The organism is Bacillus salipaludis (genome assembly GCF_004358205.1).
In genome coordinates, this window is the sequence record NZ_SMYO01000018.1 from 23568 (window position 1) to 46226 (window position 22659).

General features: G+C 38.1%; 24 protein-coding genes. 6 read left to right on the plus strand and 18 right to left on the minus strand.

All coding sequences use genetic code 11. The annotated features are described in order from the left end of the window. Positions 1–107: 107 nt before the first annotated feature. From E2K98_RS25125 to E2K98_RS25155, 7 genes are all read right to left on the minus strand, one after another. Positions 108–923 (minus strand): phosphate/phosphite/phosphonate ABC transporter substrate-binding protein, encoded by an 816-nt coding sequence (locus tag E2K98_RS25125; RefSeq protein WP_133339090.1) that lies wholly within the window; start codon positions 921–923, stop codon positions 108–110. 23 nt (positions 924–946) lie between these two features. Then, a complete protein-coding gene (locus E2K98_RS25130; protein WP_133339092.1) occupies positions 947–2074 on the minus strand; it encodes an acyl-CoA dehydrogenase family protein in 1128 nt (375 codons plus the stop codon). A 112-nt stretch (positions 2075–2186) separates the two neighbouring features. Beyond that, a complete protein-coding gene (locus E2K98_RS25135; protein ID WP_235824934.1) occupies positions 2187–2834 on the minus strand; it encodes a TerC family protein in 648 nt (215 codons plus the stop codon). Positions 2835–3234: 400 nt separating this feature from the next. Further along, positions 3235–3441: a twin-arginine translocase TatA/TatE family subunit gene (locus E2K98_RS25140; protein WP_133339096.1), complete on the minus strand. Its 207-nt coding sequence runs from the start codon at positions 3439–3441 to the stop codon at positions 3235–3237. A gap of 55 nt (positions 3442–3496) precedes the next feature. Further along, positions 3497–4717, minus strand: a complete 1221-nt coding sequence (locus tag E2K98_RS25145) for a metallophosphoesterase family protein (protein ID WP_133339098.1) — start codon at positions 4715–4717, stop codon at positions 3497–3499. 550 nt (positions 4718–5267) lie between these two features. Continuing rightward, entirely contained in the window at positions 5268–5564 is a 297-nt protein-coding gene (locus E2K98_RS25150; protein WP_133339100.1) for a putative quinol monooxygenase, read from the minus strand. 31 nt (positions 5565–5595) lie between these two features. Further along, positions 5596–6234, minus strand: coding sequence for a nitroreductase family protein (locus E2K98_RS25155; RefSeq protein ID WP_133339182.1), 639 nt, complete (start codon positions 6232–6234; stop codon positions 5596–5598). Positions 6235–6463: 229 nt separating this feature from the next. Between E2K98_RS25155 and E2K98_RS25160 the strand changes: the two genes are divergently transcribed. Next, positions 6464–7126: a TetR/AcrR family transcriptional regulator gene (locus E2K98_RS25160; protein WP_133339102.1), complete on the plus strand. Its 663-nt coding sequence runs from the start codon at positions 6464–6466 to the stop codon at positions 7124–7126. Between the two features lie 448 nt (positions 7127–7574). Here E2K98_RS25160 and E2K98_RS25165 read toward each other — a convergent pair whose 3' ends face one another. The 7 genes from E2K98_RS25165 to uraD all read right to left on the minus strand — a co-directional run bounded on the left by E2K98_RS25165 (position 7575) and on the right by uraD (position 14898). Then, on the minus strand, positions 7575–8579 hold the full coding sequence (locus E2K98_RS25165; RefSeq protein WP_133339104.1) for a DUF3231 family protein: 1005 nt from the start codon (positions 8577–8579) through the stop codon (positions 7575–7577). Between the two features lie 208 nt (positions 8580–8787). Continuing rightward, positions 8788–9756 (minus strand): 2-keto-3-deoxygluconate permease, encoded by a 969-nt coding sequence (locus tag E2K98_RS25170; protein WP_133339106.1) that lies wholly within the window; start codon positions 9754–9756, stop codon positions 8788–8790. A gap of 734 nt (positions 9757–10490) precedes the next feature. Next, positions 10491–11720 carry a Zn-dependent hydrolase gene (locus tag E2K98_RS25175; RefSeq protein WP_133339108.1) on the minus strand — a complete coding sequence of 410 codons (1230 nt, stop codon included), beginning with the start codon at positions 11718–11720 and terminating at the stop codon, positions 10491–10493. Between the two features lie 16 nt (positions 11721–11736). Beyond that, positions 11737–13098 carry an allantoinase AllB gene (gene allB / locus E2K98_RS25180; RefSeq protein WP_133339110.1) on the minus strand — a complete coding sequence of 454 codons (1362 nt, stop codon included), beginning with the start codon at positions 13096–13098 and terminating at the stop codon, positions 11737–11739. A 10-nt stretch (positions 13099–13108) separates the two neighbouring features. Then, positions 13109–13468, minus strand: coding sequence for a hydroxyisourate hydrolase (gene uraH, locus E2K98_RS25185; protein ID WP_133339112.1), 360 nt, complete (start codon positions 13466–13468; stop codon positions 13109–13111). Continuing rightward, a complete protein-coding gene (gene pucL, locus E2K98_RS31820) occupies positions 13465–14418 on the minus strand; it encodes a factor-independent urate hydroxylase (protein WP_133339114.1) in 954 nt (317 codons plus the stop codon). The genes uraH and pucL overlap by 4 nt, the downstream gene beginning before the upstream one ends. Next, the gene (gene uraD, locus E2K98_RS31825) at positions 14419–14898 is read right to left on the minus strand and encodes a 2-oxo-4-hydroxy-4-carboxy-5-ureidoimidazoline decarboxylase (protein WP_235824935.1); all 480 of its coding nucleotides are present in this window, start codon (positions 14896–14898) and stop codon (positions 14419–14421) included. Positions 14899–15484: 586 nt separating this feature from the next. On the opposite strand from uraD, the gene E2K98_RS25200 reads away from it, so the two are divergent. After that, entirely contained in the window at positions 15485–15955 is a 471-nt protein-coding gene (locus tag E2K98_RS25200) for a nucleoside deaminase (RefSeq protein ID WP_133339118.1), read from the plus strand. Between the two features lie 268 nt (positions 15956–16223). On the opposite strand, the gene E2K98_RS25205 is transcribed toward E2K98_RS25200, so the two are convergent. Both E2K98_RS25205 and E2K98_RS25210 read right to left on the minus strand, forming a co-directional pair. Next, positions 16224–16682, minus strand: a complete 459-nt coding sequence (locus tag E2K98_RS25205) for a CBS domain-containing protein (protein ID WP_133339120.1) — start codon at positions 16680–16682, stop codon at positions 16224–16226. Between the two features lie 53 nt (positions 16683–16735). Next, positions 16736–17935: an MFS transporter gene (locus tag E2K98_RS25210; protein ID WP_235824936.1), complete on the minus strand. Its 1200-nt coding sequence runs from the start codon at positions 17933–17935 to the stop codon at positions 16736–16738. A gap of 150 nt (positions 17936–18085) precedes the next feature. Here E2K98_RS25210 and E2K98_RS25215 point away from each other — a divergent pair, with 150 nt between their 5' ends. Both E2K98_RS25215 and E2K98_RS25220 read left to right on the plus strand, forming a co-directional pair. Beyond that, on the plus strand, positions 18086–18967 hold the full coding sequence (locus E2K98_RS25215; protein ID WP_133339123.1) for a LysR family transcriptional regulator: 882 nt from the start codon (positions 18086–18088) through the stop codon (positions 18965–18967). A 551-nt stretch (positions 18968–19518) separates the two neighbouring features. Continuing rightward, positions 19519–20628: a GerAB/ArcD/ProY family transporter gene (locus E2K98_RS25220; RefSeq protein ID WP_133339125.1), complete on the plus strand. Its 1110-nt coding sequence runs from the start codon at positions 19519–19521 to the stop codon at positions 20626–20628. Positions 20629–20763: 135 nt separating this feature from the next. On the opposite strand, the gene E2K98_RS31225 is transcribed toward E2K98_RS25220, so the two are convergent. Beyond that, entirely contained in the window at positions 20764–20961 is a 198-nt protein-coding gene (locus E2K98_RS31225; protein ID WP_165976383.1) for a hypothetical protein, read from the minus strand. Between the two features lie 119 nt (positions 20962–21080). Between E2K98_RS31225 and E2K98_RS32445 the strand changes: the two genes are divergently transcribed. After that, positions 21081–21212 (plus strand): hypothetical protein, encoded by a 132-nt coding sequence (locus E2K98_RS32445; protein ID WP_165976384.1) that lies wholly within the window; start codon positions 21081–21083, stop codon positions 21210–21212. A 520-nt stretch (positions 21213–21732) separates the two neighbouring features. Here E2K98_RS32445 and E2K98_RS25225 read toward each other — a convergent pair. Continuing rightward, positions 21733–22158 carry a hypothetical protein gene (locus tag E2K98_RS25225; RefSeq protein WP_133339127.1) on the minus strand — a complete coding sequence of 142 codons (426 nt, stop codon included), beginning with the start codon at positions 22156–22158 and terminating at the stop codon, positions 21733–21735. Between the two features lie 244 nt (positions 22159–22402). On the opposite strand from E2K98_RS25225, the gene E2K98_RS31235 reads away from it, so the two are divergent. Continuing rightward, entirely contained in the window at positions 22403–22540 is a 138-nt protein-coding gene (locus E2K98_RS31235) for a hypothetical protein (RefSeq protein WP_165976385.1), read from the plus strand. Positions 22541–22659: the final 119 nt, after the last annotated feature.

Here is a 22659-nt window from a genome sequence, read left to right on the forward strand (position 1 = left end):
CAAAATGGATGTAAATGGTTAAAAGAGAAGCAGCGAAAAAAAAACGCTCTTCTCTTTTAAATAAACAAGTTTAAAGTTTGTCTAGCAAAAATTCATTCACGAATTACCTATATGAAGAACTTCAGATAGTCATTGGCTTCACGTAATTGCTGAAATCCTGTGATTCTGCCTTCAACCCATTCTTTCAAACCTTCCATATCCATCATCTTCCTATGAGCTTCATTGTTATAGTCCATTCTATGAAGCACCTTTTGCCATTCTATGAACCTATCAGTTGAAAAAACAGGATGAGCTACGAAAATACAGTGGTCAAACAAAGCGGTTGTATCAATGCATACCAGTTGATTTTCATCAATTGCGCCATCCTTCTTCCAAGCTTCCCAGTTCAAATCTAGAGTAACAGAGGCGTCTACAGTTCCCTCCATCAACGCTTTAATAGCATCCAGCTCTCCACCTATATGGTCTCCATGTAGGCCTACGCCAATATCAAACCTTTTCTCAGTGTAGTCCGCTCCATACTCAAGTCCATTTTTATGCAAATGGTTAATTGGTATTAATCTTGCCTGAGGAGAGTCTATCGCTCCAAAGCCAATTGTCTTGCCCCTTAGCCCGGCTAGATTTGTGATCCCGCTGTCTTTTCTCACTATAAAACAGGTCTTTCTGTCTCTGTCCGTATCTCGCATTGAACCCATCTGGCATTTTCCATCGGTTCTCAAATAAGCGTCCAACCATGCAAGGGGCGAATTCCAGGCAATGTCTATTTCCCTGTTTAATAAACCGTCAACCTGTCCTTCGTAATCCTTATAGAAGATACATTCGATTTCAAGGCCTTCCTCTTTGAAAAAATCGGCGATGATCCCCCAGATAACGGTAACCCTCGGATCATAAATAACAGCCCCTACTTTTATTCTATCGTTATTCAATGAGCTCACTCCTTATATTGTGGTTATGGAATCATCTGACCTGTTAATGCTTTTCCAAGCCAAATAGCCAGAACGTCGGCACTTGGAGCCATAATTTGTCCGGCATATGCGTCTCTCAGAAGCCTTTCCGTAGGGAGAGATTTATTGTAAGCTTTCCCTCCACCCACTCTCATTGCAAGCCTTCCACATTCGATTGCAGCTTCTGAGGCCACGATTCTTGCCGAGAGAATCTTTGCAAGTGCATCAGCTTCACTGTTGGCACCCGCTCTAGCAGCGTCTAGAGTAAGTGCTCTAGCGGCTGCTGCAGTTTTATAAATATTTGCAATATGAATTTGAATTGTTTCAATATTAGCAAGGGTTGTCCCATCCGGATATTGTCTATCCACAGCATGGTTGCTGGCTATTTCAAACATATGCATGGCAGTACCGCTATAAACGGCTCCCAGCCCTGTGACGAAAAATGGAGCTACCACGTTGAATACCTGCTCTTCTCCTGAACCTTCTGCCCCAATGCGGAAAGATGAATCCAAAGTGACATTCTCAATGTGCATTGGACATGACGCATTACCTCTCAATCCAAAGCCATTCCATTTTGACAAGTCAAAGGATAGGCCTTTTGTTTCCAGAGGGAATACCCAATTGTTTATTTTTCCTTCTTCAACAGATGGTGCAAGAACGAGATAGTAAGAAGCATATGTTCCAGATGTGACCATACTCTTTGTTCCGTTAAAAGTTGTGTTGTCCCCGTTAACCTCAGCAGTCATTTCCGGAATATAGAAGTGTGTTCCTGTTCCTAATTCGCTGTAGGCTAAAGCCATGAATTTCCCATTTTCTACAATGTCTGTGAAAATATTTTGCTTTAGTTCGTCACTTCCATGAGTTAGAATACACATCAATGCGACATTATGCATCATGTAACAAAGGGCTGTAGTTGAGCAGGTCTCTGCAAATGCCAGACAAGCCTGGGCATGCTCTTCAAGTCCTTTGCCAAATCCGCCATATTCTACAGGTATAACCAGTTTTAAAAAGCCGTTTTCACTTAGCTTCTTGAAGGACTCTTCAGGAAATTTCGACTCCTTGTCAGTCAATTCAGTGTAAGGCAGTATGTAGGACCTTGCAAAATCTTTGCCTTGTTGATAAATATTGTTCATATATTCCTCACCCTCCATAAAATCCCATATTATTAATATAAAATTTTTTATGAATCCATTTTCATATAAACACAATCAATGCTGCAAAAAGAGCTTCACTATAGAACAAATTTTAAGAAAAGAGTCTTATCTTATTAGCTAAATAACCCCAACCAATGACAAGAACGGTAATAGCAGCAGGAATCAATAAATGGTAATCGTGTGGAAGAATATACTCGAATTTTGGTTCTCCCGCCATCATTTCACCTGCTGTCCAAGCTAATATTCCAGCACCAGCATAAGAAATGATGGGGTACTTTTCCATTGCCTTTAATATCAATTGGCTGCCAAAAACAACGAGAGGAATACTCACAATAACTCCAATTATGATACCGGATATATTTCCTTCAACAGCACCAGCAATAGCAAGTACATTATCAAGGGACATGATGGCATCAGCCGTAATAATGGTTTTCACAGCGGAAATGAAACTTGAACCCCCTTCTCGATGAGAGTCATGTTCATCACCGATTAGAAGTTTTATGGCAATATACACGAGAAGAAGACCGCCTACAAAAGTTACGAAAGGTAATTTTAGTAGGTAAACAATAGCTACTGCAAAAATTAAACGTAAAATAATCGCTCCAACTGTTCCCCAAAAGATGGCTTTCTTTTGTTGCTTCTTTGGAACATTACGTGATGCCATCGCGATTACAACTGCGTTATCCCCACTTAATACAATATTGATTAAAATAACCTCCAAAAGAACCGCAAATGACAAACCAAAGATCTCCAAACTATTCACCTCTGGAACAAGCTTAGTAAGTCATTATATTAATCTGAGGTTTAAAAAAGACCCAATTTGTGATATTCTGCGTTTTACCAGAGATTTTCCAAATACCACTTTGAACAAGTACGCTGAATCATAAAAAACATCAATTTTTTAAAACAAGGCTGTGTTAAAGAACATTGTTGATTTTTTACCCCGTTGATTGGAGTGGAAGACACGAAGACTCCTGCGGGAGTACGGGGCAGGGGAGACCCCACAGGAGCGAAGCGACGAGGAGGCTCACCGGCACGCCCGCGGAAAGCGAAGTGCCTGGAACGGAAATCAACAGACTAGTTTAACAGAGCCTATAACAAAGAAAGAGAGCTGACGGGCCCCGCCTGCTCTCTTCCTATTATTTTTCTTTTGTAACAGCGGAAAGCGCAGGTTTTTTCGTTTCCTCTTTGTTATCATCAGATACTAAATCCTTAGCGGCACTTTTGAATTCGGTTAATGTACGCCCGAATGCCCGGCCCACTTCTGGCAGTTTTGAAGGACCAAAAATGATTAGAGCAATAACCAGTACTAAAATTAACCCTGGAATACCAATATTGGAAAGCATTTTGATTCATCTCCTTTTTAAGTAATGGCATTGTGAATGGTTATCTCTCACATTTCTATCTAACTATTTTTTCTTGTTTTTTGTTTTCTGGTATTGGGCCAGGATCAGTGCTTTGATCATTTGCTGTAAGGTCAATGCCAAAGTCCTTTGCAAAAACCATATGTGTTTCAACTAATACATCTGCTTTAGTTTCATCCAAATTAAATACACGGGCACCGCGCAGTCGATTTCGTTCAGCCCCCGGCAATCCGTAGGCACCAAATCCGGTACTGCCTGAATAACCCAGTAATATTCCAAAATAATTCCCCATGTATGTGTTTACGTGGTCATGACCGCAAAACACACCTTTGACATCTCCTCTGTCAAGCATGGCCGAAAACATGCCACTATTAATGGGCCCCGGGCACTCCTCTTCATTCCTTTCTCCTACTATTTGATGCTTTTTTATTGCTCGGGCATGGTCAATATCTGTTCTGCTATCAACACTATCAAACCACATGTAACGATGTTCCCAAAGAGGGATATGAATGAACATGAGAGAAGGTACTTTGTAACCAAACTGTTTCTCCAGCCTTTTGGAAGTCTCAAAATACCAGTTGACCTGATTTGAACGAATCCAATCCCAAGTAGGATATCCACTAAAATCCTGCCCCGCAATCGTTTTAGGAGCATACCTGCCGCTATCTAGCAGCCAAAGATTGAAAGCGGCTTTCTTTCCTGCGGAATCCCTAATCAGCAGGTTCATGTTTCCCGTTCCGTTTATATCCGTTACTCCCGGCTGATTAACATTGTATTTGTATGCCATATAAAATTTAAGCATGGCTTCCTCATCAAGTCCGCCTTTTGGTGTTGAATCTTCATCATGGTTGCCAAAAGTAACAGCCCACTTGATCCCCCTCTGTTCCATTGGCTGGGCCACATTGTTCATAGCTTGTCTCATCTCAAGCTCCGAATTGCAGCCACCGGTGATAATGTCACCATTTAGTACTACAAAATCTGGTTTCTCACTATCAAGCACTTTATTCATTAATTCGATTGTACGGCGATCAATCTGCTCATCATCCTGTGTATCGTTAAACTGCACGATCTTAAACTTTCCATCTGGATTGAATTGTAGTTTAGCATTATCATTTGTTTCAGCGTGAGCGACGGTAGTACCGAATAGATTGACACCTGGTATGCCAGCAGAAGCGATTGTTAAGGCAACTGTACTCATTCCTCCAATTTTTATGAAGTCCCTCCTGTTTAAAACCTTGTTTTCATTTTGTTCATTCATTAGAATCCGCCCCTATTCATTTAATAGATTATAATTGTTTAAATCATGCCAGTTGAGCTGGAAAGCATTAAACTTTTTGTACATGTCAAACTTTATCAAAAGATTGTAAATTCAGTTTTATAGCAACGTAAATTATTCCGATATTTTTCTATTTAGGAATTTCCACCCATTTTAATTATATGTAAGATAGATTTTAGTCATATACGAGCATATTTTGGGTTCTTTTGACTTATATAATAAATTCCATTCTTGATTTATGGGCGGAACAATGAGAAAAAAGTGGTAGTGAGGAAAGAATGTATTGTAAGAGGATTGTAAAATTTTATTATATATATATGTGATGCTTATCGGAGCATAATAGAACCGCAAAGCTTCAATAGGGATTAAAGTAAATAAGAAGCCCATGGAGGTATATTTTAATTACTTGCAACATTAAAGAAAAAGCCTATTCAAGATTTATTTGCTCTTGAGTAGGCTTGTTTGTTTTTTGAAAAAAACTCATTTACTTATGATACGATTCACCATTTCATACTATTTAAGAGGCCGAAATCTATAATTTTAATGGCTGCCCCTCAAATGCTTTAACTTCTAATGGTGCAGTCAAAAAGTCTTTTGCATTTGCTACGAACTTGGTAAAGTGCTCGCTTGAGTTATGCTTGGCAACAGCTTGCATATCCTCCCAAATCTCCACCATCGTAAATACATTTTCGTTTTCTGTATCTTTTTGAAGGAGATATGATATATTTCCGTTTTCTTCTCTTGATGCAGCAATTAACGGCTGAATTTCCTCTAGAAACAAATCCTGTTTCGCTGGATTTATATGGAATGTGGCATGAATAATAATCATCGAACGTCAATCCCTTCTTATTTAGGTTTCATTACTTCCATTGCGCGACTTGATCAATAGGCAGACGAACGGATGGGTGTCCGTTATCTGCTGCTTTACCAATCGAGATTAACATAACCGGAACATAACGTTCTTTATCCAATCCAAATGCTTCTGCAATTTTGTCTTTTTCATATCCGCCGATTGGATTTGTATCGTATCCATAAGCGCGGGCAGCAAGCATGAACTGCATGGATACAAGTCCGCCATCCACTAAAACAATATCTTCCATAGCTTCACGTGAAATCGTTTCAAAATAGCCTGAATAGGAAGCGTGAATTCTTTCTTTTACTTCTAAGGGCATAAATCCCTTCTCTACAGCTGCGCCGAAGATTTCTTCAAATTTCTCAAAATTATTCAAATCACCAAATACGGCAATAACGGCTGATGAAGTTTCAACTTGAGTTTGGTTAAAACGTGCCAGTGGGGCAAGTGTTGCTTTTGCCTCAGGACTTTCAATCACAAGAAAGCGCCATGGCTGCATATTAACAGAAGAAGGAGCACGTGTTGCTAATGTAAGAATTTCAGTCATTTCTTCATGGCTGATTTTTACGGATTTATCATAATTTTTAATGGAACGTCGTTCTGCCACAATTTTATTAAAATCATTCGTTACTTGTGTTTTAGTCATAGTAGTCATAGTTATATTTTCCTCTTTTCGTTATAAGTATTGTTTATAATATTTGAGTTCCATGATTTAATTCATTTTAGACAAAAATATTATAAAGTGTCTAAAATGTTAGCTGTGTATAACCTTACTCCACTTTCTTTTCGTTGTAAACTGAAAAGAATTGGAATATCAGAATTTGAATGAACACCATTGGATTATGATATAATTTCCTGATAGAGGGAGTGGTAGTTTGAGAAAAATTGCACCTGTTGAAAGACAGATGATGAGAAAAGAATATGTAAAACAGTTAGTCCATGTCGTTCGGACTCAAGGATTCCTTTCTCTTACTATTCAGGATATCGCAAAAACGATGAATTTAAGCCGGGCCTCCTTGTATAACTACTTTTCTTCGAAGGAAGACATTATTATGGAGCTGACGAATCTCTGTATTGATTATATAAATGAAGCTGGTAAAACCATTTCCAATGAAGAGTTATCTTATCCCCTTCGTTTCCAAAAAGTGTTTGAACAAGCTGTTTTTTCAGCTGTTTATGCTTCAGATCTTTATTTGACTGATTTAAAAACAAGTTGTATCCATCTTTATGAAAAAAAGATGCACTCAAGAAAAGAACAACTGTCTGCGATTCATACCTTTTATCGAAATGGCATGAAAGCAGAAGTTTTTAATCAATTGAATCCCTCAATCTTAATTATTCAGGATGAAACTGTACTAGGGAAATTGGTGAATACAGCCTTTTTAGTACAAGAAGAATTGTCATTGAAACAAGCTCTATTGGATTATTATGTAGCGAAGAAAACCCAGGTACTAAAGCCCGAATACTTGCAAAACACAGAAAATGAAGATATTCATGCGATGGTAGAAAACATCCTCAACAAGCTGGCAGCCATCTAAAGATTATAAAAAGACTCTTACGCGATGGTAAGAGTCTTAAGTAATTTTTTGTTTGGAACTATACGTTTTGAAACGAGCTTTATATTTTTTGGTGAATTCTGTTTAAAATCGATGATAATGTTTGATTTACATTTTTTAATTCCTTCATATCTATTTCATGTGTGCTCTAATGGGTACGATTATTAGATCTTTTGAGCTATTTATTTACTTAAGCATTTGTAATTGAAGATGGTAAATATTTTGTTAAACTACTTTAATTTCTTCAAAATTCCCCTCAATAAAAAACCAAAGACTAATCCCGGTATAATGGACAACATTGGAAGCCAATCTGTACCAATAATATTCCAAAAAAGATGAGTATAATGCCCGTTACATATTTTCCATTTAATAACTGACCAAAACTAGGAAGAACAAGGCTCTTAATAATCTTATATTGAGATTCATTTCGTTAATTCTGTATTAATTTGTCATGGTCGACTGCTTGTGGAGGTTCCTCCATCCAGCCGTGTTTAATCATAATGTTGGCTCCATCTTCGACATACAGGGCGACTTCTGGGATCAATGACATATATTTAAGTCCTAAATCTCTCCTTAGACTTGCTGCTAATGCTGTTCCATAATATCCAATCCCTGCTGCAACCATGGTTGCAACATGAAACATCATTAGTTTATCCGAAAAAACACTTGCGGTTGTATCTAAAACAGACGAACCTAAACTTATAGGGGCAGGCAGATCCTCCTTGGTTAAAAAATTGCTAAAGGTATCTACATATTTTTGAGCAAGCTCTTTCCCTCTTATAAAATACTGTTTTACATCTTCATTTTGAGCAGTCTGAGCAAAGCCCGTTACAATTTCTTTACCGATAACATTAATTAGAGTATTTAAGTATAAATGAGTGATTTCATGTGAATTAATAGACCTTTTTTTCCCAAAAAAACCTGTTAAATAATATTGTTTTTCTACAAAATCCACCTTATCAGGAATAGGTATTGAAGGAGGTTTTACATAAATCCCTTGTTTTAGCATTAGTTCGCGTGTTCTGTCCTGCAATTCAACCCCTTTATTCAATATACGCTTATGAAAAGCAACAACATCTGGACGTGTCGCAACGGTTAGTCCCGCACTGCTGGCAGTCATTGCAAATACAGCCATTTGACTTAAATGCTTTAAGAAAAATGTATCTGTAAAAAGTCTTGGAGCTTTTGTATTAACATCTTGTTCTGTAAATCCAATGGGTATCGGGAAATTCTCTTTTTGAAATAGTTCCTGCATGATGGAAACATTCTCTTTTGCTGTATCGAGTGTCCATTCAATAATAGGGCGTATTTCTTTATCTTCTACTTTTTCTAAGAAATAGCTGTCGATACAAACAGCTATTGTATCGCCCATGTATTGAGTCCATAAACCAGCCATTTCCGCAGAAGTTAAAGGAATATTTGTTTTATCTTCCATTGGAACAACCTCCTGTTTTCAATTCATACATCATCGAATAATATCCCCTGAATAGTGGAAAATATAAATGAACAACCTATCAAATCCATCGAATGAAAAAAGGGACCCTTAGAATAGGTCCCCCAGATTTTTTTCTCGGCATTTTTTTACTTGAACAGATTCTAAACGCCGATTTTTTTATTGATTGTTCCTGCTAATGGGCCTGTTATCATGCTGCACGTGCAAATGATTTATTAGCTTTTTTCCTTTCGGACCTTTTAAATACATAGCTAACAATAATCGGACAGACGATTGCAGATATTACACATGCTGCCGCAACTTGTGCAGTAGCTGCTTGTGCTACTGATGCTAAAGTTGGATCTGCGGCTGCAACAATAACTGGTGTAGCTACAGCATTTCCTGCAGTTGACCCTGTTGCTAAACCAACTATTGGATTTTCTTTAAATAACTTCAAAAGTAGGTAAGCTCCAATTCCAGTGAATGCAGCTATTAATCCTAGTAAGATGCCAGGACCTCCCGCTTTTAGGATAGTTGAAAAATCCATTCCTGCACCTAATGGGAATGAGAAAAATGGGATTAATAATAATTTACTGCTTCCAAGGAATTTTCTCATATCAGGATCAATATTTCCTAAAATCATTCCGATTACAATTGGAATTAATACTCCTAAAAGTGTTTGAAAAGGAATGGTGGCAAGACCGGATGCACCTAATGCACCTAATGTGAAAAATGGACCATCTTTTAAAGAAAATAACGCATATGCTCCTACATCTGTTTCGTCACCATACGATGAAGCAAGCGATGCATATAACCCGCCATTAGCATTTAATAACGCTGCAAGGATGGCTAATGGAGATAATCCTAGTATTCCGGCAGGCCCAAAAAACATTGCTACAGCTAAACCTATACCAGCACCTACTATAAATTTCCCTGTTAATAATATTGCACCTTTTTTTAATGCCTTTGGTGCTAATTTGAAATTAATTTGGGAACCAATTAAAAACATAAAACATGCCAAAATGGTTGATGATGCTTCTTTACTGAATAATGCTGTTGTAAAACTTCCAATTTGTAAAACTTGCGGAAAAAATGTATTTGTTAATACCCCTAAAAAAAGTGGAACAACCATCAGGCCGCCTGGAATTTTATCTAGCGTTTTCTTAATTGGAATTTGCATTTCCCATCCTCCTAAAATAGTTTTTATAGCTGCATTTATGAATTCTTCCGCGACATAATCATGTAAGCGGAAGTAGAACAACACCATTCTTCACGCTGGCTAATCTGTAAAAAACCATTATTTTTTCTACTATTTGGCCAATTTCTACATTAATCGCAGAAAGCGATTCCATTTATCTTTGCGGGTTATTTCAATCCCCGTTTGTTTTGTTACAAGTTCATCATATTCCCAAGTAAACCGTTTTCATAGTTTATGAAAGTTTTTTAATTTTTTTTGTAAATAAAAAAAGTAAGCGGTATCCATAACTGCTTACAGAAAGTTTTTTATTAAGTGCTCTTTAAATTTGTTATATTATTTATTATTTCTAACGTTGATATAGCAGGTTTTAAATTACTTTCTTGGACTTCCCCTTCTCTTCCATGAATACTCGGTTGGAAGCTTACTTTTTTCTGCCAAAAAAAGCCTCCTTCGCTTTTGGGGTATCCCAACATAGCAAAGGAGGCTCCACATCTGTTTGATAGTACCTCAAACAGTCTTGGGGGAAAAAACATCGTCAAAACCAAGCTTACAAAGCTGCTGATGTAAAAGGGAAGCCATCGGGTAACAATCACCAGAAGGATTATCTGATGGAGTTTGCACTAATTTTTGTAAAAAACCAATCATTTACGCTTGGTGCTCCTCAATCCACTGAACTAGAAATGACTTATCTTGCATGATAAAACTCCTCCTCTTTGCTATTTGTAAGCTAGCCGATGCAATAATTGGATCAGAACAGATAGTCCTGTTTCTAAATCATGGTTTGAAGTATATTCAGACGGAGAATGACTAATTCCTCCCTGACTTGGAACAAACACTAACGCGGTCGGACACATTCGCGCGAATAACTGGGAATCGTGCCCCGCTCCGCTATTCATCACATGATAAGAAATATTACTATTTATACAAATGGTTTGAACTATTTGTTGCAACTTTGCATCCATTTGAACCGGCTGAACATTATGCCAAATTTCTATGCCAATCTCCAAACCCAATTTTTGAGCTATTTCAAGAAACTGCCGCTTAAACTGCTCGCAAAAAATGCTCAAAACCGAATTCACCGGATGTCTTGCATCTACCGTAAATTCCACTTGTCCTGGTATCACATTCGGTACATTTGGTTCCACAAACAGCTGACCAACTGTTGTAACAAAGTCTTCGTCGTATTCTTTCGTTAAGCCATATAAATCATGAATCATCGTTACGGCTCCCAGAAGTGCATCTTTTCTCCACTTCATTAAGGTTGTACCCACATGATTTGGCTCTCCCTTTACAGTAATTCGAAACCTTTTTTGACCGACAATTGACTGAACAATACCGATGGATTTTTGAAGTCTTTCGAGACTGGGGCCTTGTTCAATATGTAATTCAACAAAGGCAGAAATATCACTACGGACTACGTCAGGTTGCTCGCCAATCCCGAATCCAGCCTCTTTCATTGCCTGCTCAAAACAGATTCCCTCAGAATCTCTAAAACCATTAATATCTTGAATGCAATAGATTCCTGTCATCATGCCGGAACCCCAGCAGGCGATGGGAAAACGGCTTCCTTCCTCTTCACACAATGAAACGACCTCGAGATTCACCTTGGGGTGGCCCTGATGCTCTTTAAGATGCTTTAACGCAAGGATACCTGCTAATATTCCATAAGCGCCATCATATTTTCCCCCTGAAAGAACAGTATCGATATGAGATCCCACCAGGATTGTCGGGGCCATTGAATCTTTAGACGCTAAACGCCCAAACAGGCTTCCTATTGGATCATAAGACGTTTGCAGCCCCAGTTCCTCCATCCATTCCTTTAGGACCTGCTGGGCTTCCTTCCAAGGTTTGGAGTAAAGAGTACGTGTAACACCACCATCAGGAACTGCACCATACGAGCTTAGCCACTCGATTGCTTCTGCCAGATTGTTAGGAAATGGACTCATGATACTCCCTCCATGGTTAGAGACACAGACCAATTTTCTCTTTTGTTATACCTGTTTGGTCGTCATAAATAACCTTGCCCCGTAAAATCGTTTTTTTTATTTTGACTAAAAATTCCTTATTCTCATACGGGGAAAATTTATTCCGAAAACCAAAGGATTTTTTATCCGCAAAGGTCGTTTCATCCAATCGGATCAACACTAAATCAGCATCCAATCCCGGACGAATTCTCCCTTTTCGATTCGCAATTCCAAATCGGTCAGCTACACGTGAGGTCCCTAAAGGCAGAATATGTGTTAGTTTTATTTTTCTCTTTAAAGCCTCATCGAGCATTGCAAGCCATGTAAATTGTACTCCTTGAATTCCGCCCCAAGAATTCCAAATGGTGTCTGTTGTTTTCATCGTATAAAGACATGGAGAATGATCGGAACCAATCGTATCAATCATGCCCTTCGAAAGGCATTCCCATAATCCTTCGACCTCTTCCCGAACCCTTAGCGGCGGCGCACATTTAAGGATAGCTCCTTGCTGCAAGAAATCATCTTCATCAAAAATTAGATAATGCGGACAGGTTTCTAGCGTTACGTTTACACCGCTTTTTTTAGCTAGGTCGATCTGAGCGACTACTTTTGCGGAACTAATATGGACAAAATGAATGGCTGTTCCATATTTTGCGGCAAGCTCTAAGGCATAATTTACAGCCTTTTCTTCTGCGGAAATAGGTCTGCTCAAAGAGAAGGCTTTTCGTTCATTTACACTAGGACGTTGCTTATAACAAGTAGTCAATCTCACGATCTCCTCTTCCCACTCCGCATGGAGGGCAAGAATTTTATTGTGTTCCTTTGCCACTTGCATGGCTTGTTTTAAACCTTCCGGTGAAACCAAACTAAAATCCGTAATTCCGCTTTCGCTCATAAATGCTTTCCATCCAATAATTCCATCACTCATTTGTGCCAATTCTGCCCGGCTTTCAAGATTTGTACCTGTCAATCCCCCCCAAAGAGCATAATCAACATGTGATAGAGAGGTTAAATAATTCTTTTTTTCTAGTAAATAATGGAGGTTGGTAATAGAAGGGGAACAATTGAGCGGCATGTCAAAAATGGTGGTTGTTCCGCCCATAGCGGCTGCACGGCTGCCTGTCTCTATTCCTTCCCAATCGGTTCGTCCCGGATCATTAAAATGGACATGTGCATCAATAAAACCGGGAACAACAAGACAGCCGCTTGCATCGATAACATTTTTATTTGTTTCTTTCAAAGGTTCAGCTTTATCTTTTACTAGGGTGTCAATTCGCTCATCTTTGATTTTTATGCTTATTTCCTGAAATCCAGCATCTGTAAAAACCAAACCATTTTTTATCCATAACTCTGTTGGCATCTGTTTCACCCTAACTTCCTCGGTAAGTACTGTAGCCCCCAGGAGAGATTAACAGGGGTACATGGTAATGAGTCTCAGGCTGGGAGATTCCAAAGCGGACTGGAACACACTCAAGGAAAGATGGATCTCCCATTACTGTTCCGCTCCTCCTGAAATACTCCCCAATGTGAAACCGAATTTCATAGATTCCTTTTTTCATGGACTCCCCCTCCAGGAGCGGCTGGTTTACTCTTCCATCTTCATTTGTATAGCTATTCTGTAAGAACTCAGACTGATGACCCGCCCCCACCAGCCACAATTCCACTAAAACCCCGCTTGCTGGCCTTCCTTTGCTCAAATCCAGAACATGGGTTGTCAGCTTTCCTGTCATTCGCCTGACTCCTCAGTATTTTCCACATCCTCGCGTGTCAGCGAAAAACGTTGAAAGCCAAATGGCGGGCGAGGCTCAGTGAATACTTTGCCTTCTTCTGATACTGGAATATCGTCTAAAACGGTTTCCCATGTCCTGTTATTGGACTCGAAGCGAACCTCTATTAATTGCGGGAAACGCTGCAGTATCCTTTTACCGATCCGATAAATAAGATTTTGGATGGAAGGTGAGGTTTCTTCATGAAAAATGGTACAGGCAATATCTCTTACTTGTTCGGCTGCCACGTATCCTTCCTGTGTATTTCCTTTGGCATCCTCCATATCGTTATAACGCCAATCAATATTTAAATAGATAAATAGCGGACGGTCGTAGGATTCTGGCAGCGTCGTATATTCATCCTTCACGTATCCGTAAAAAGAACTTCCCCTCACCTTTATAAGTTTAAGCCCCTTTAAACTGCTGATTTGGTCGGTTATAGTGATTCCCTCCTTAGTACGTTTCACTTCCACAGATGCACAAGCCTGCTCATTTAAAGAATAACGAAACACCAAAGGACTTGGCTCGAAACGATCCTTGGCTGGAACGGGAAGCTCTTCAAAGGGAATTTGCTCGCCGGACATCTTGACGCAAGTCATTTGCGGATACTTTTCAAGAAAGCGGCGACCGACAAATTCCAAAAATCCTTCTTGAGTTGCCCCCTCATATTCCCCAGCATGCTTGAGAATAAAATTTTTCATGGAATCGGTTGCGACAACTACTGTATTATCGCCTTCTGTAAAGGAGGAAAGAAACGCATCTCCCTCCACTGCCACCTTTACATTCATACCAAAAAGGATATTCTCACGCCCCGTAAAGGCTGATTCAGGGATGGACCGAACCGTTTTAAGTGGCTTTGCATAAGTACGATAAACCCAAACAGCTTCCTTTCCATAACTCATGATCCTTTGCATTTACTCATCTCCTTTTTCAAAGATATCGTTTAGACGGAACCCGGCGATTTTATAAACCTCATTTATTGCCGTATTACATTCAACTTCATAGTCACTGTCCACCCGTTCTTTCATCGCAGAAAGAATTGAATCTTTGTTTTGTCCCTTAACCGCCATGATAAAAGGAAACCCAAATTTCTCAACATATCTTTGATTAAGCGAAACAAACTCTTCGTATTCACCCTTAGAAAGTTTATCTAAGCCGACACCGGCTTGTTCTTTTTGAGAGACCTCCGACATTTTCAATTTGGTTCCGAGATCGGGATGGGAACGGAGCAGTGCTAATTGCAACGGTTCCTCTGCATTTTGGACCACTGTGATCATGGCTTGGAAGAGTTCCTTACATGATTGAAAAGGCTGACGATCCCATGCTTTCTCTACCACCCATGGGGAGTGTTCAAATATCCAGCCAACGGTGTTAACAAACTCTTCTTTGTTCATTTGATTGACTTTCTGTAATGTTAACCTTCCTATATCATTCATCTCCATTTCTTTATGCTTGGGCTAGCAATAAAGCGAGCATCTCCTTACATATTACCGTTTTAATTTCCAGGTTAATTCTAACTGATCAGGCACTCAAACAGTTGGAGAATGAAACATGGCAGCCCCCAGCCTAATCATGACTGGCATTTACTTTTTTAATTTTTTTCCTATAATAGCCAAATGACGAACTATCATCCACATTAGTGTCATATAATCTCACATAGAACTATCTTTTGTTTATTTACAAATGGCTAAGATTTTGGAGAAAAGCAATAGAGTAATACTCTGAACAGTAAATTATTTAAATAAGGAGTCGGATGTGAAGACTTTTAACGCGGTTATTTTAGAAATAATCGATCAGATAATCTGACAACAAGTGAAAAATAAGGAGGCTTTTATATAATAATTAACTAAAGTAAAAGGAATAGGAACTCCATTTCCGGGCTGAGATATTAATAATTAAAACAAGATTGCCCCCTTTCATATCAAGGCGTCGTGTATGAATCGAAGGTTTACTTTAATATATAAGATAGGAGAGGTTGTTATGTCAGATTTTCGTTTTATGGAAAAAGCCATTGAGATCGCACTTCAGAATGTGCTTACAAGTAACGGGGGACCCTTTGGGGCGATTGTTGTGAAAGACGGGAAGATTATTGGGACAGGTCGGAATGAAGTAACGGCCTCGTTTGATCCCACTGCTCATGCCGAGGTCCAAGCCATTCGAGATGCCTGTAGAAATATTAATGACTTTCAGCTGACTGACTGCGAGATTTATACCAGCTGCGAGCCCTGTCCAATGTGTATTGGTGCCATTTATTGGGCACGGCCAAAGGCTGTATATTTTGCCTGTACCAAACAAGATGCAGCCAAGATCGGTTTCGATGATCAGTTCATATATGACCAACTCTCACTTCCAATCGAAAATCGAAAAATACTAATGAAACAAATTTACATTCGAAAAGGTGATTTACCATTTAGAACATGGGAAAAATCTAAGAATAAGGTGGAATACTAATCTAACAAAAGAGGATGTTTAAAATGGAAAAATATCAATTAGTAAAACGAATCTCTGTACCTGCCAGAAGAGAATTTCTTATACATTGCACATGGAATACACATAAATTAAACTAGAATATCGATGAATCTTCCGGCAGTAAGGATTCTATTATTGGTTATTTTTGATCAAACACAAAAAGTGGAATAGCCTGCAAACAAAGAAAAGGCTCAAAACCTTAAGACTAAAGGATTTGGGCCTCTTCTAAATGATGAACTAAGTAATCCCCTTAATTAAATATTGATTTTGATAAATTATGGACAATGTCTCCTCGGCTTATAATCCCTACAACCCTACCGGCTCCATTCACAACAGGAATCTTTTTAAAATGATGCTTCGATATTAAACGAATGGCACTTTCAAAGTCATCATCGGGTGCTAATGTCTTAATGTTTTTCCTTACCATAATTTCCTCAATTGGGGTATTCATTTTTTCTCTTAATACATCTTCTATTTTTTGCGCTTCTTCTACATAGGTAACATAGTAAGCTAAATATAATTTCTCTTTATGGGGGGAAAGAAAACGTACGATATCCCCGTCTGAAACAATGCCCACTAAATTTCCTTTCTCATCAACCACTGGGACACCGCCAATTCGATTCGTTTCTAAAATAGAAATTAATTCTTTGACCGTTGTTGAATGCTTAGCCGTAATGACATTTCGAATCATAAAATCGCGTACTTGCATGTTGACCTTTCTCCTTTCTTGTATCTTTATATTAAAAGGAAAATATCATCTACTTAATTATACTCTTCTACTGCATGCCGATCCCGATTTTTCTTGCCGCCCGCTAAAGCGAAGTAAGCAAATCCTCCAGCGACGATTAGAACGATTCCAGAGATAAAAACACTGCTATAACCGAATGATTTGGCCATAATTCCCAACACGAATGCGCCAATCGCCATTCCTAAATCCATTGAATTGAAGAACAACGAATTGGCGATTCCTACACGATGTTGTTCAACAGAACTAATAACCTGTGTTTGAAGTATTGGTGTAACAGATCCATACCCAATTCCAATGATTGCACCTGCCAAAATCATAATCACTGCTGTTTGAGGCAATGAGAGCATAACCATCCCAATTGCAAATAAAATAATACAAGGATAAACAATTTTGTTTGCCCCGTAACGGTCTGCCCATACACCTGTAAATGGCCGGAATACAAACATTAAGCCTGCATAAAGAATAAAGAACGTACTGGCGGCCTTTACAAGGTTAATTTCTTGCGCATACAAAGCTAAGAATGATGCAATACCTGAATAAGCACATGCTAAGATAAATACTACAAGTGCAAATGGTGCAGCTTTTTTATCAATCAAATCATTAAGATCAAATCTTTTACGAGTTTTCGAACCATTTTCTTGTTTCCCTTGATTTGGAGCATGAATAACCACGGATAGAAAGATATTTACTGCTGAAATGACAATACAAACAATGTATGCTGTGTTGTATGCTCCAATATTAGCTAAGTTAAGCCCTATAACCGGCCCAATTACCATCGCCAATCCCATCGCTAATGAGAACCAGCTTAGCCCCTCACCACGTCTTGAATCTGGTATGATTTCTGCACAAATGGTACCTTTTACAGTTGTGATAACCCCAAACATGATTCCATGAATTATTCTCAGGATAAATAATGCCCAAATATTTGTTGCAAATGGATAAAATAGTGTGGCAATAAAAAATGCTGCTGCAGAATAAATAAGTATTTTCTTTTGTGATCCTACACTTACCCACTTACCAGCAAATGGCCGAATAACAATCGCTGCAAGTAAAAATAGGGTTACTAATAAACCAGCCTGATCCGCCCCCCCGCCAAATTCTTTTGTTAGTTGAATGGGAAGTGCTGTTAATAAGATATAAAATGCTAAAAAGATAAAAAAGCTGATTGTAGTGATATTTATGAAATCTTTTTTCCATAGTTTTGGTTTAACCATATCCTGTTCCCCCTTGATTTTTCTCGTCAATGAACACATCTAGTAACGTACATATTTAGTATATATCGATTTGCCATGCATACATAATTGAATTTTTTATAGAAACCATGCATAATAGTAATACCATCGATTGACAGGGGAGAATACGGAATGGACTTTGACCAGCTTTTTTATTTCCAAATCGTTGCAAAACATCAGAGTCTAACAAAAGCCTCTGAAGAATTAAATCTTTCACAACCTGCATTAAGCCGTTCCATTTTGCGGCTTGAAGAAGAAATTGGTGTCCCTTTACTCGAAAGAAAAAGCCGTGGTGTCGTTTTAAACCAATATGGCAGGGTTTTTCTAAGCCATGCAAACCAGGTATTATCCGAAATGAAAGAAGCAAAACTAACTATCCATGATATGGTCGATCCACACCGTGGAACCATTTCACTTGCATTTATCCAAACCCTTGGCTCTAGTTTTGTACCTGATTTAATCAGCGAGTTTCAAAAAGAATTTCCCAACATTCAATTTCAATTATCTCAAAATATTTCAAGTGAAATTTTAAAAGAAATACATACAGCTAACATTGACATTGGCTTCTGTTCTCCGCAGGAACCGCACGATGATATGTGTTCCATTCCAGTCTTGAGAGAAGAATTATTTCTTATTGTTCCTGCTGCCCATAGGCTGGCAGGAACAGAGCAAGTCAATTTAAGTGAAGTAGCGGACGATCCGTTTATCTTATTCAAGCCCCAAACAGCCCTTCATGATTTAATAGAAAACCTCTGTAATGAAGCAGGATTCCTTCCAAGGAAGGTTTTTGAAGGATATGAGGAGAGGACAGTTTCTGACCTAGTTGGGGCCAATTTCGGTGTTGCCATTGTACCGTACATTCCTAATCTTGACGAAAGTAAGATTTCTATGATCCGGCTCCAGTCACCTAAATGCTTTCGAGTAATCCAATTGGTATGGAGGTTAAATGGATATATGTCTCCTGCAGTGACAAATTTTAAAGAATTTGTGGAGAGAAGGGCCTTCCGAGTTTAATAACTAAAAAAAGCTGGTATTCCTTTGGTCCCCCCTAGGAATAACAGCAATATATTTATTATCTACCTTAGGCTTTTTTTGGCAGCTTCCACACTCTCTTCATCCTTTGCATCCAGTTTCGCCATCTTAATATTGTCCTTAATGGAAATTATCCTGAGTGACCAATCCCATTTGTACAGAATAAAGTTAACCAATCAGATGAAAGTGGTAAACGGCCAGCAGCACCATTAACAAGAAAGATTTTGCCCCTGGTATATTTAAGCCAAACAGCTTAAAATTTTTTCTCGAATTTTCCATACATTCACCTTAAATCTACTCATTTAATTACTATGGGGAATTCCCCCAAAGTGTGGTTAATCTGGATTTATTTGGACAATCTACCTAATATTAGACTAATTGTTTGGCATCGGGGAAGTTATCCATCAAACGTACCCAACATCTTCGATTGGAAAATTGATTTCCTGAGCTTCAAGTACGGCTAGCAGGAATACGCGTGAATCCGTTAAGGGATTATTTAACAAAATCACCCTTAGCAAAGGGGAACATAGCAAATGGATAAAATTAAAATAAGCGCATCCCAGCTTTTCGTACTAGTATTTTTATTTGAAATGGGTAGTTCAATCCTCTTTGGTCTTGGAGCAAATGCAAAACAGGATGCATGGATTGCCGTATTATTAGGGTTAGCAGGTGGCTTGGTCGCCTTCTTTGTTTTCTATCGTCTGTTTCTTTTTTATCCAGGATTAATTCTCACCAGCTATATACAGAAAATTGTCGGAAAATGGCCGGGCCGGATTATAGCCTTATTCTATATCATCTATTTTATCTATATTGACGCAAGAGTATTACGAGATTTCGGGGAACTCTTGGTAACGACTGTTTATACAGATACACCATTATTCATCATCAATACATTGATGGTTCTGACCATCATCTATGGCATTCATAAAGGTTTAGAAGTAATCGCAAGAGTGGGGCAGATTTATTTTGGCATTCTATATTTAATGGCCATTTTAGGATTCTTGTTAATTATTTTTTCCGGGTTAATCCATTTTGAATTTCTTCAGCCTATTCTTGAGAATGGCTGGAAACCAATATTTAGAACGGTTCTCCATGAAACATTTCTATTTCCTTTTGGAGAAGTACTTGTCTTCACGATGATATTCCCATTGGTGAATGAACCAAAGAAAATAAAATTTGTTTGTATTGGCGGGATGATTTTAAGCGGGATTAATATTACCATTACTGTGATTATTACGATTTCAACCATTGGTCCGGAACTGTATACCCGCTCAAACTTTCCATTGCTAACTACCGTTTCTAGAATTCAACTGGCAAATTTTATCGAGCGGCTGGATGTTCTTTTTATGCTCTACCTAATCATTGGAGGTTTTTTTAAAATATCACTATATTTTTATGCTGCAGTAGCAGCTACAGCAGATCTATTTCAATATAAAAAAATGGAAAAGCTGGGCTTTCCAATTGGATTGATTATTTTGTTTGCATCCTTAACACTTGCATCGACGTTTGCTGAGTTTATTAAAGGACTAGAATTTATTATTATCTATTTAAATTGGCCTTTTGAAATAATCATTCCAAGCATCTTACTGCTTATCGCATTCTTTCGAAATAGGAAGAAAAAACCTGATACAAATGTAAATTAAAAAACTGCATTTATGAATCTTTTGAATAGTTTGAACAACTGTATCAAAAAAATGCTGGGGTAGTTTTGACCACAGCATTTTTTATATTCTAATTTCATTTACATTATTTTTGTTCTAATTTGTTTACCCTTCGTTTTACATCCGCACCTCTTTAAAAAGAAGATCAACATCTGAATTTACATTAAAAGCCATTGTTTTCAAATCTCTCCGAATATACATGTAACTTACCGTCATTAATGTTGTCGTATGTTTAATTAAATCTTTTATATCACTTTGTCCTGTTTCTAATCTTTCTAAACGATTAGATAGATCCTTCTGAAGTGGTAAATACACCCTCGCAATAAGAAATTAAGTAGCATTTCTCCCTATTAATCTCATTATTTTCTAACTTTCCTTTATACACAGCTATTATTTCATCCGTTATAGGGGATTCAAATCTTTCCTTAAAAGAAATGGTCAATGAATATGAAAAGACCCTGCTCGCATCCTATTTATCTACTTGTCGTCCGATGAAGTGGTGTGCGGAAAAGCTGCAAATTGACCTAGCTACTCTTGTTCGTAAGAAAAAAAAGTTCGGGCTGTAAGCCCTGGCGCTGCATTGTTCCACTAGGTCCTTGAAAATATAAGGTTCAGGGACCCTTTCTTCTTTTAAGATTGTGTTGATAACCCAAATTAGTATTTGAGTGTACCTAAGTTGTGGTTTATACCTTTCATGGTTGAAGAAGTATTGCTTGTGTAACTGTTCATTCAGAAACTTTATAAATTTTATTTGAAAAACTTTCTTCTTAATTATCCTCTTCACACGATAAGTTTTTTGTAAATACTTCCTAACCTTTCTATTTACGAAGAATAACCTATGATATCTTTCATCATCATAAATATCCTTAAACCAAGAATACTTCTTTAACATTTCAATATTTCGGTCGATTTTTCGTGTATTCAAAGAATTACTACCATTGGGTATTAGTGAGGCAAGAAATTCTTAGCAAAAAGATAAGCTGCCTCAATGACAGCTTCCACTCTTAAACACATGTACCCTTTAGTTAAATAAAGAGAGACTGATTCAGCCACTTTTAAAATATACTACGATGTTTCTTTATTTGTTCACTGTGTAAATTCTCTGATAGCTGTTCGAACACAGTCAACTGTATCTCTTCCATCTGAAGTTCTACACCTAAATGTAACTGTTACAGTTAATTCAAATGCTCCAGACCCAGCGACTTCCACCCTGTCATTGCCTATTTTACGAGAATCTCCGACGATTCTTGTATTTCCCGAAATGGAAAATAAACTCCATTCATATATAGTATCTTGGTCATACCCCTCACAAAATACTCCACTACATCTTAAATCAGCATCTGCAAAGTAAACTCCACGAGTGCTTGTTCTTCTGATACCTGGAGGCCTTAGGTTAGAACCACGGCAACAACCTTCATTCGGTTGACCAACTCCATTACATTCACAATCACAACGATTGGTTCGATTGTATCTCATATCCGCCCAACCAGGTTCATTTCGCTTATCGAGCATTGTTATCACCTCACTTAATAGCTTGTACTAACAATTTATTCGGATTTTATTTGAGTGTTTGGACAAATTATAAAATCACCATATTTAGTCACTCTCTAAACAATCCTAAAAAGCTTCTTCAACAAACCTGCCTAGATATACATTTCTTCACAATCTTCTCGACACAATTTAATATGTTATTCCGCAATCTGTCCCGTTGGGGCATAACAATCGCCTGCTCCAGTAGGGGAAATCCGGGTAAAGTATGAATGGACAGAGTTTCCATCTTCAAGACTATCCCAAGTATGATGATTCAATGATTAATGAAGACTTAGAACGAGATATGGAAACAGACCTGAAAATTGTTGAACTTGGTCGGAGTATTCGGAATACACACAACTAAAAGAATTTGTAGACCATATTCCTGAAAACTTTAAAATGGCCTTATTAGAAAATGGCCAACTTTGTCGCAGTAATCCATCCTGAACTAAAGCACTTGGAATTTTGTGAAATAAGGCTTTT

Coding starts and splice junctions, on each gene's coding strand:
- E2K98_RS25130 (WP_133339092.1), bottom strand. CDS start 2,074: ATGAACAATATTTATCAACAAGGCAAAGATTTTGCAAGGTCCTACATA.
- E2K98_RS25140 (WP_133339096.1), bottom strand. CDS start 3,441: ATGCTTTCCAATATTGGTATTCCAGGGTTAATTTTAGTACTGGTTATT.
- E2K98_RS25145 (WP_133339098.1), bottom strand. CDS start 4,717: ATGAATGAACAAAATGAAAACAAGGTTTTAAACAGGAGGGACTTCATA.
- E2K98_RS25150 (WP_133339100.1), bottom strand. CDS start 5,564: ATGATTATTATTCATGCCACATTCCATATAAATCCAGCGAAACAGGAT.
- E2K98_RS25155 (WP_133339182.1), bottom strand. CDS start 6,234: ATGACTAAAACACAAGTAACGAATGATTTTAATAAAATTGTGGCAGAA.
- E2K98_RS25165 (WP_133339104.1), bottom strand. CDS start 8,579: ATGGAAGATAAAACAAATATTCCTTTAACTTCTGCGGAAATGGCTGGT.
- E2K98_RS25170 (WP_133339106.1), bottom strand. CDS start 9,756: ATGCAAATTCCAATTAAGAAAACGCTAGATAAAATTCCAGGCGGCCTG.
- E2K98_RS25175 (WP_133339108.1), bottom strand. CDS start 11,720: ATGAGTCCATTTCCTAACAATCTGGCAGAAGCAATCGAGTGGCTAAGC.
- allB (WP_133339110.1), bottom strand. CDS start 13,098: ATGCCAACAGAGTTATGGATAAAAAATGGTTTGGTTTTTACAGATGCT.
- uraH (WP_133339112.1), bottom strand. CDS start 13,468: ATGACAGGAAAGCTGACAACCCATGTTCTGGATTTGAGCAAAGGAAGG.
- pucL (WP_133339114.1), bottom strand. CDS start 14,418: ATGCAAAGGATCATGAGTTATGGAAAGGAAGCTGTTTGGGTTTATCGT.
- uraD (WP_235824935.1), bottom strand. CDS start 14,898: ATGAACAAAGAAGAGTTTGTTAACACCGTTGGCTGGATATTTGAACAC.
- E2K98_RS25200 (WP_133339118.1), top strand. CDS start 15,485: ATGTCAGATTTTCGTTTTATGGAAAAAGCCATTGAGATCGCACTTCAG.
- E2K98_RS25205 (WP_133339120.1), bottom strand. CDS start 16,682: ATGCAAGTACGCGATTTTATGATTCGAAATGTCATTACGGCTAAGCAT.
- E2K98_RS25210 (WP_235824936.1), bottom strand. CDS start 17,935: ATGGTTAAACCAAAACTATGGAAAAAAGATTTCATAAATATCACTACA.
- E2K98_RS25215 (WP_133339123.1), top strand. CDS start 18,086: ATGGACTTTGACCAGCTTTTTTATTTCCAAATCGTTGCAAAACATCAG.
- E2K98_RS25220 (WP_133339125.1), top strand. CDS start 19,519: ATGGATAAAATTAAAATAAGCGCATCCCAGCTTTTCGTACTAGTATTT.
- E2K98_RS32445 (WP_165976384.1), top strand. CDS start 21,081: ATGGTCAATGAATATGAAAAGACCCTGCTCGCATCCTATTTATCTACT.
- E2K98_RS25225 (WP_133339127.1), bottom strand. CDS start 22,158: ATGCTCGATAAGCGAAATGAACCTGGTTGGGCGGATATGAGATACAAT.
- E2K98_RS31235 (WP_165976385.1), top strand. CDS start 22,403: ATGAATGGACAGAGTTTCCATCTTCAAGACTATCCCAAGTATGATGAT.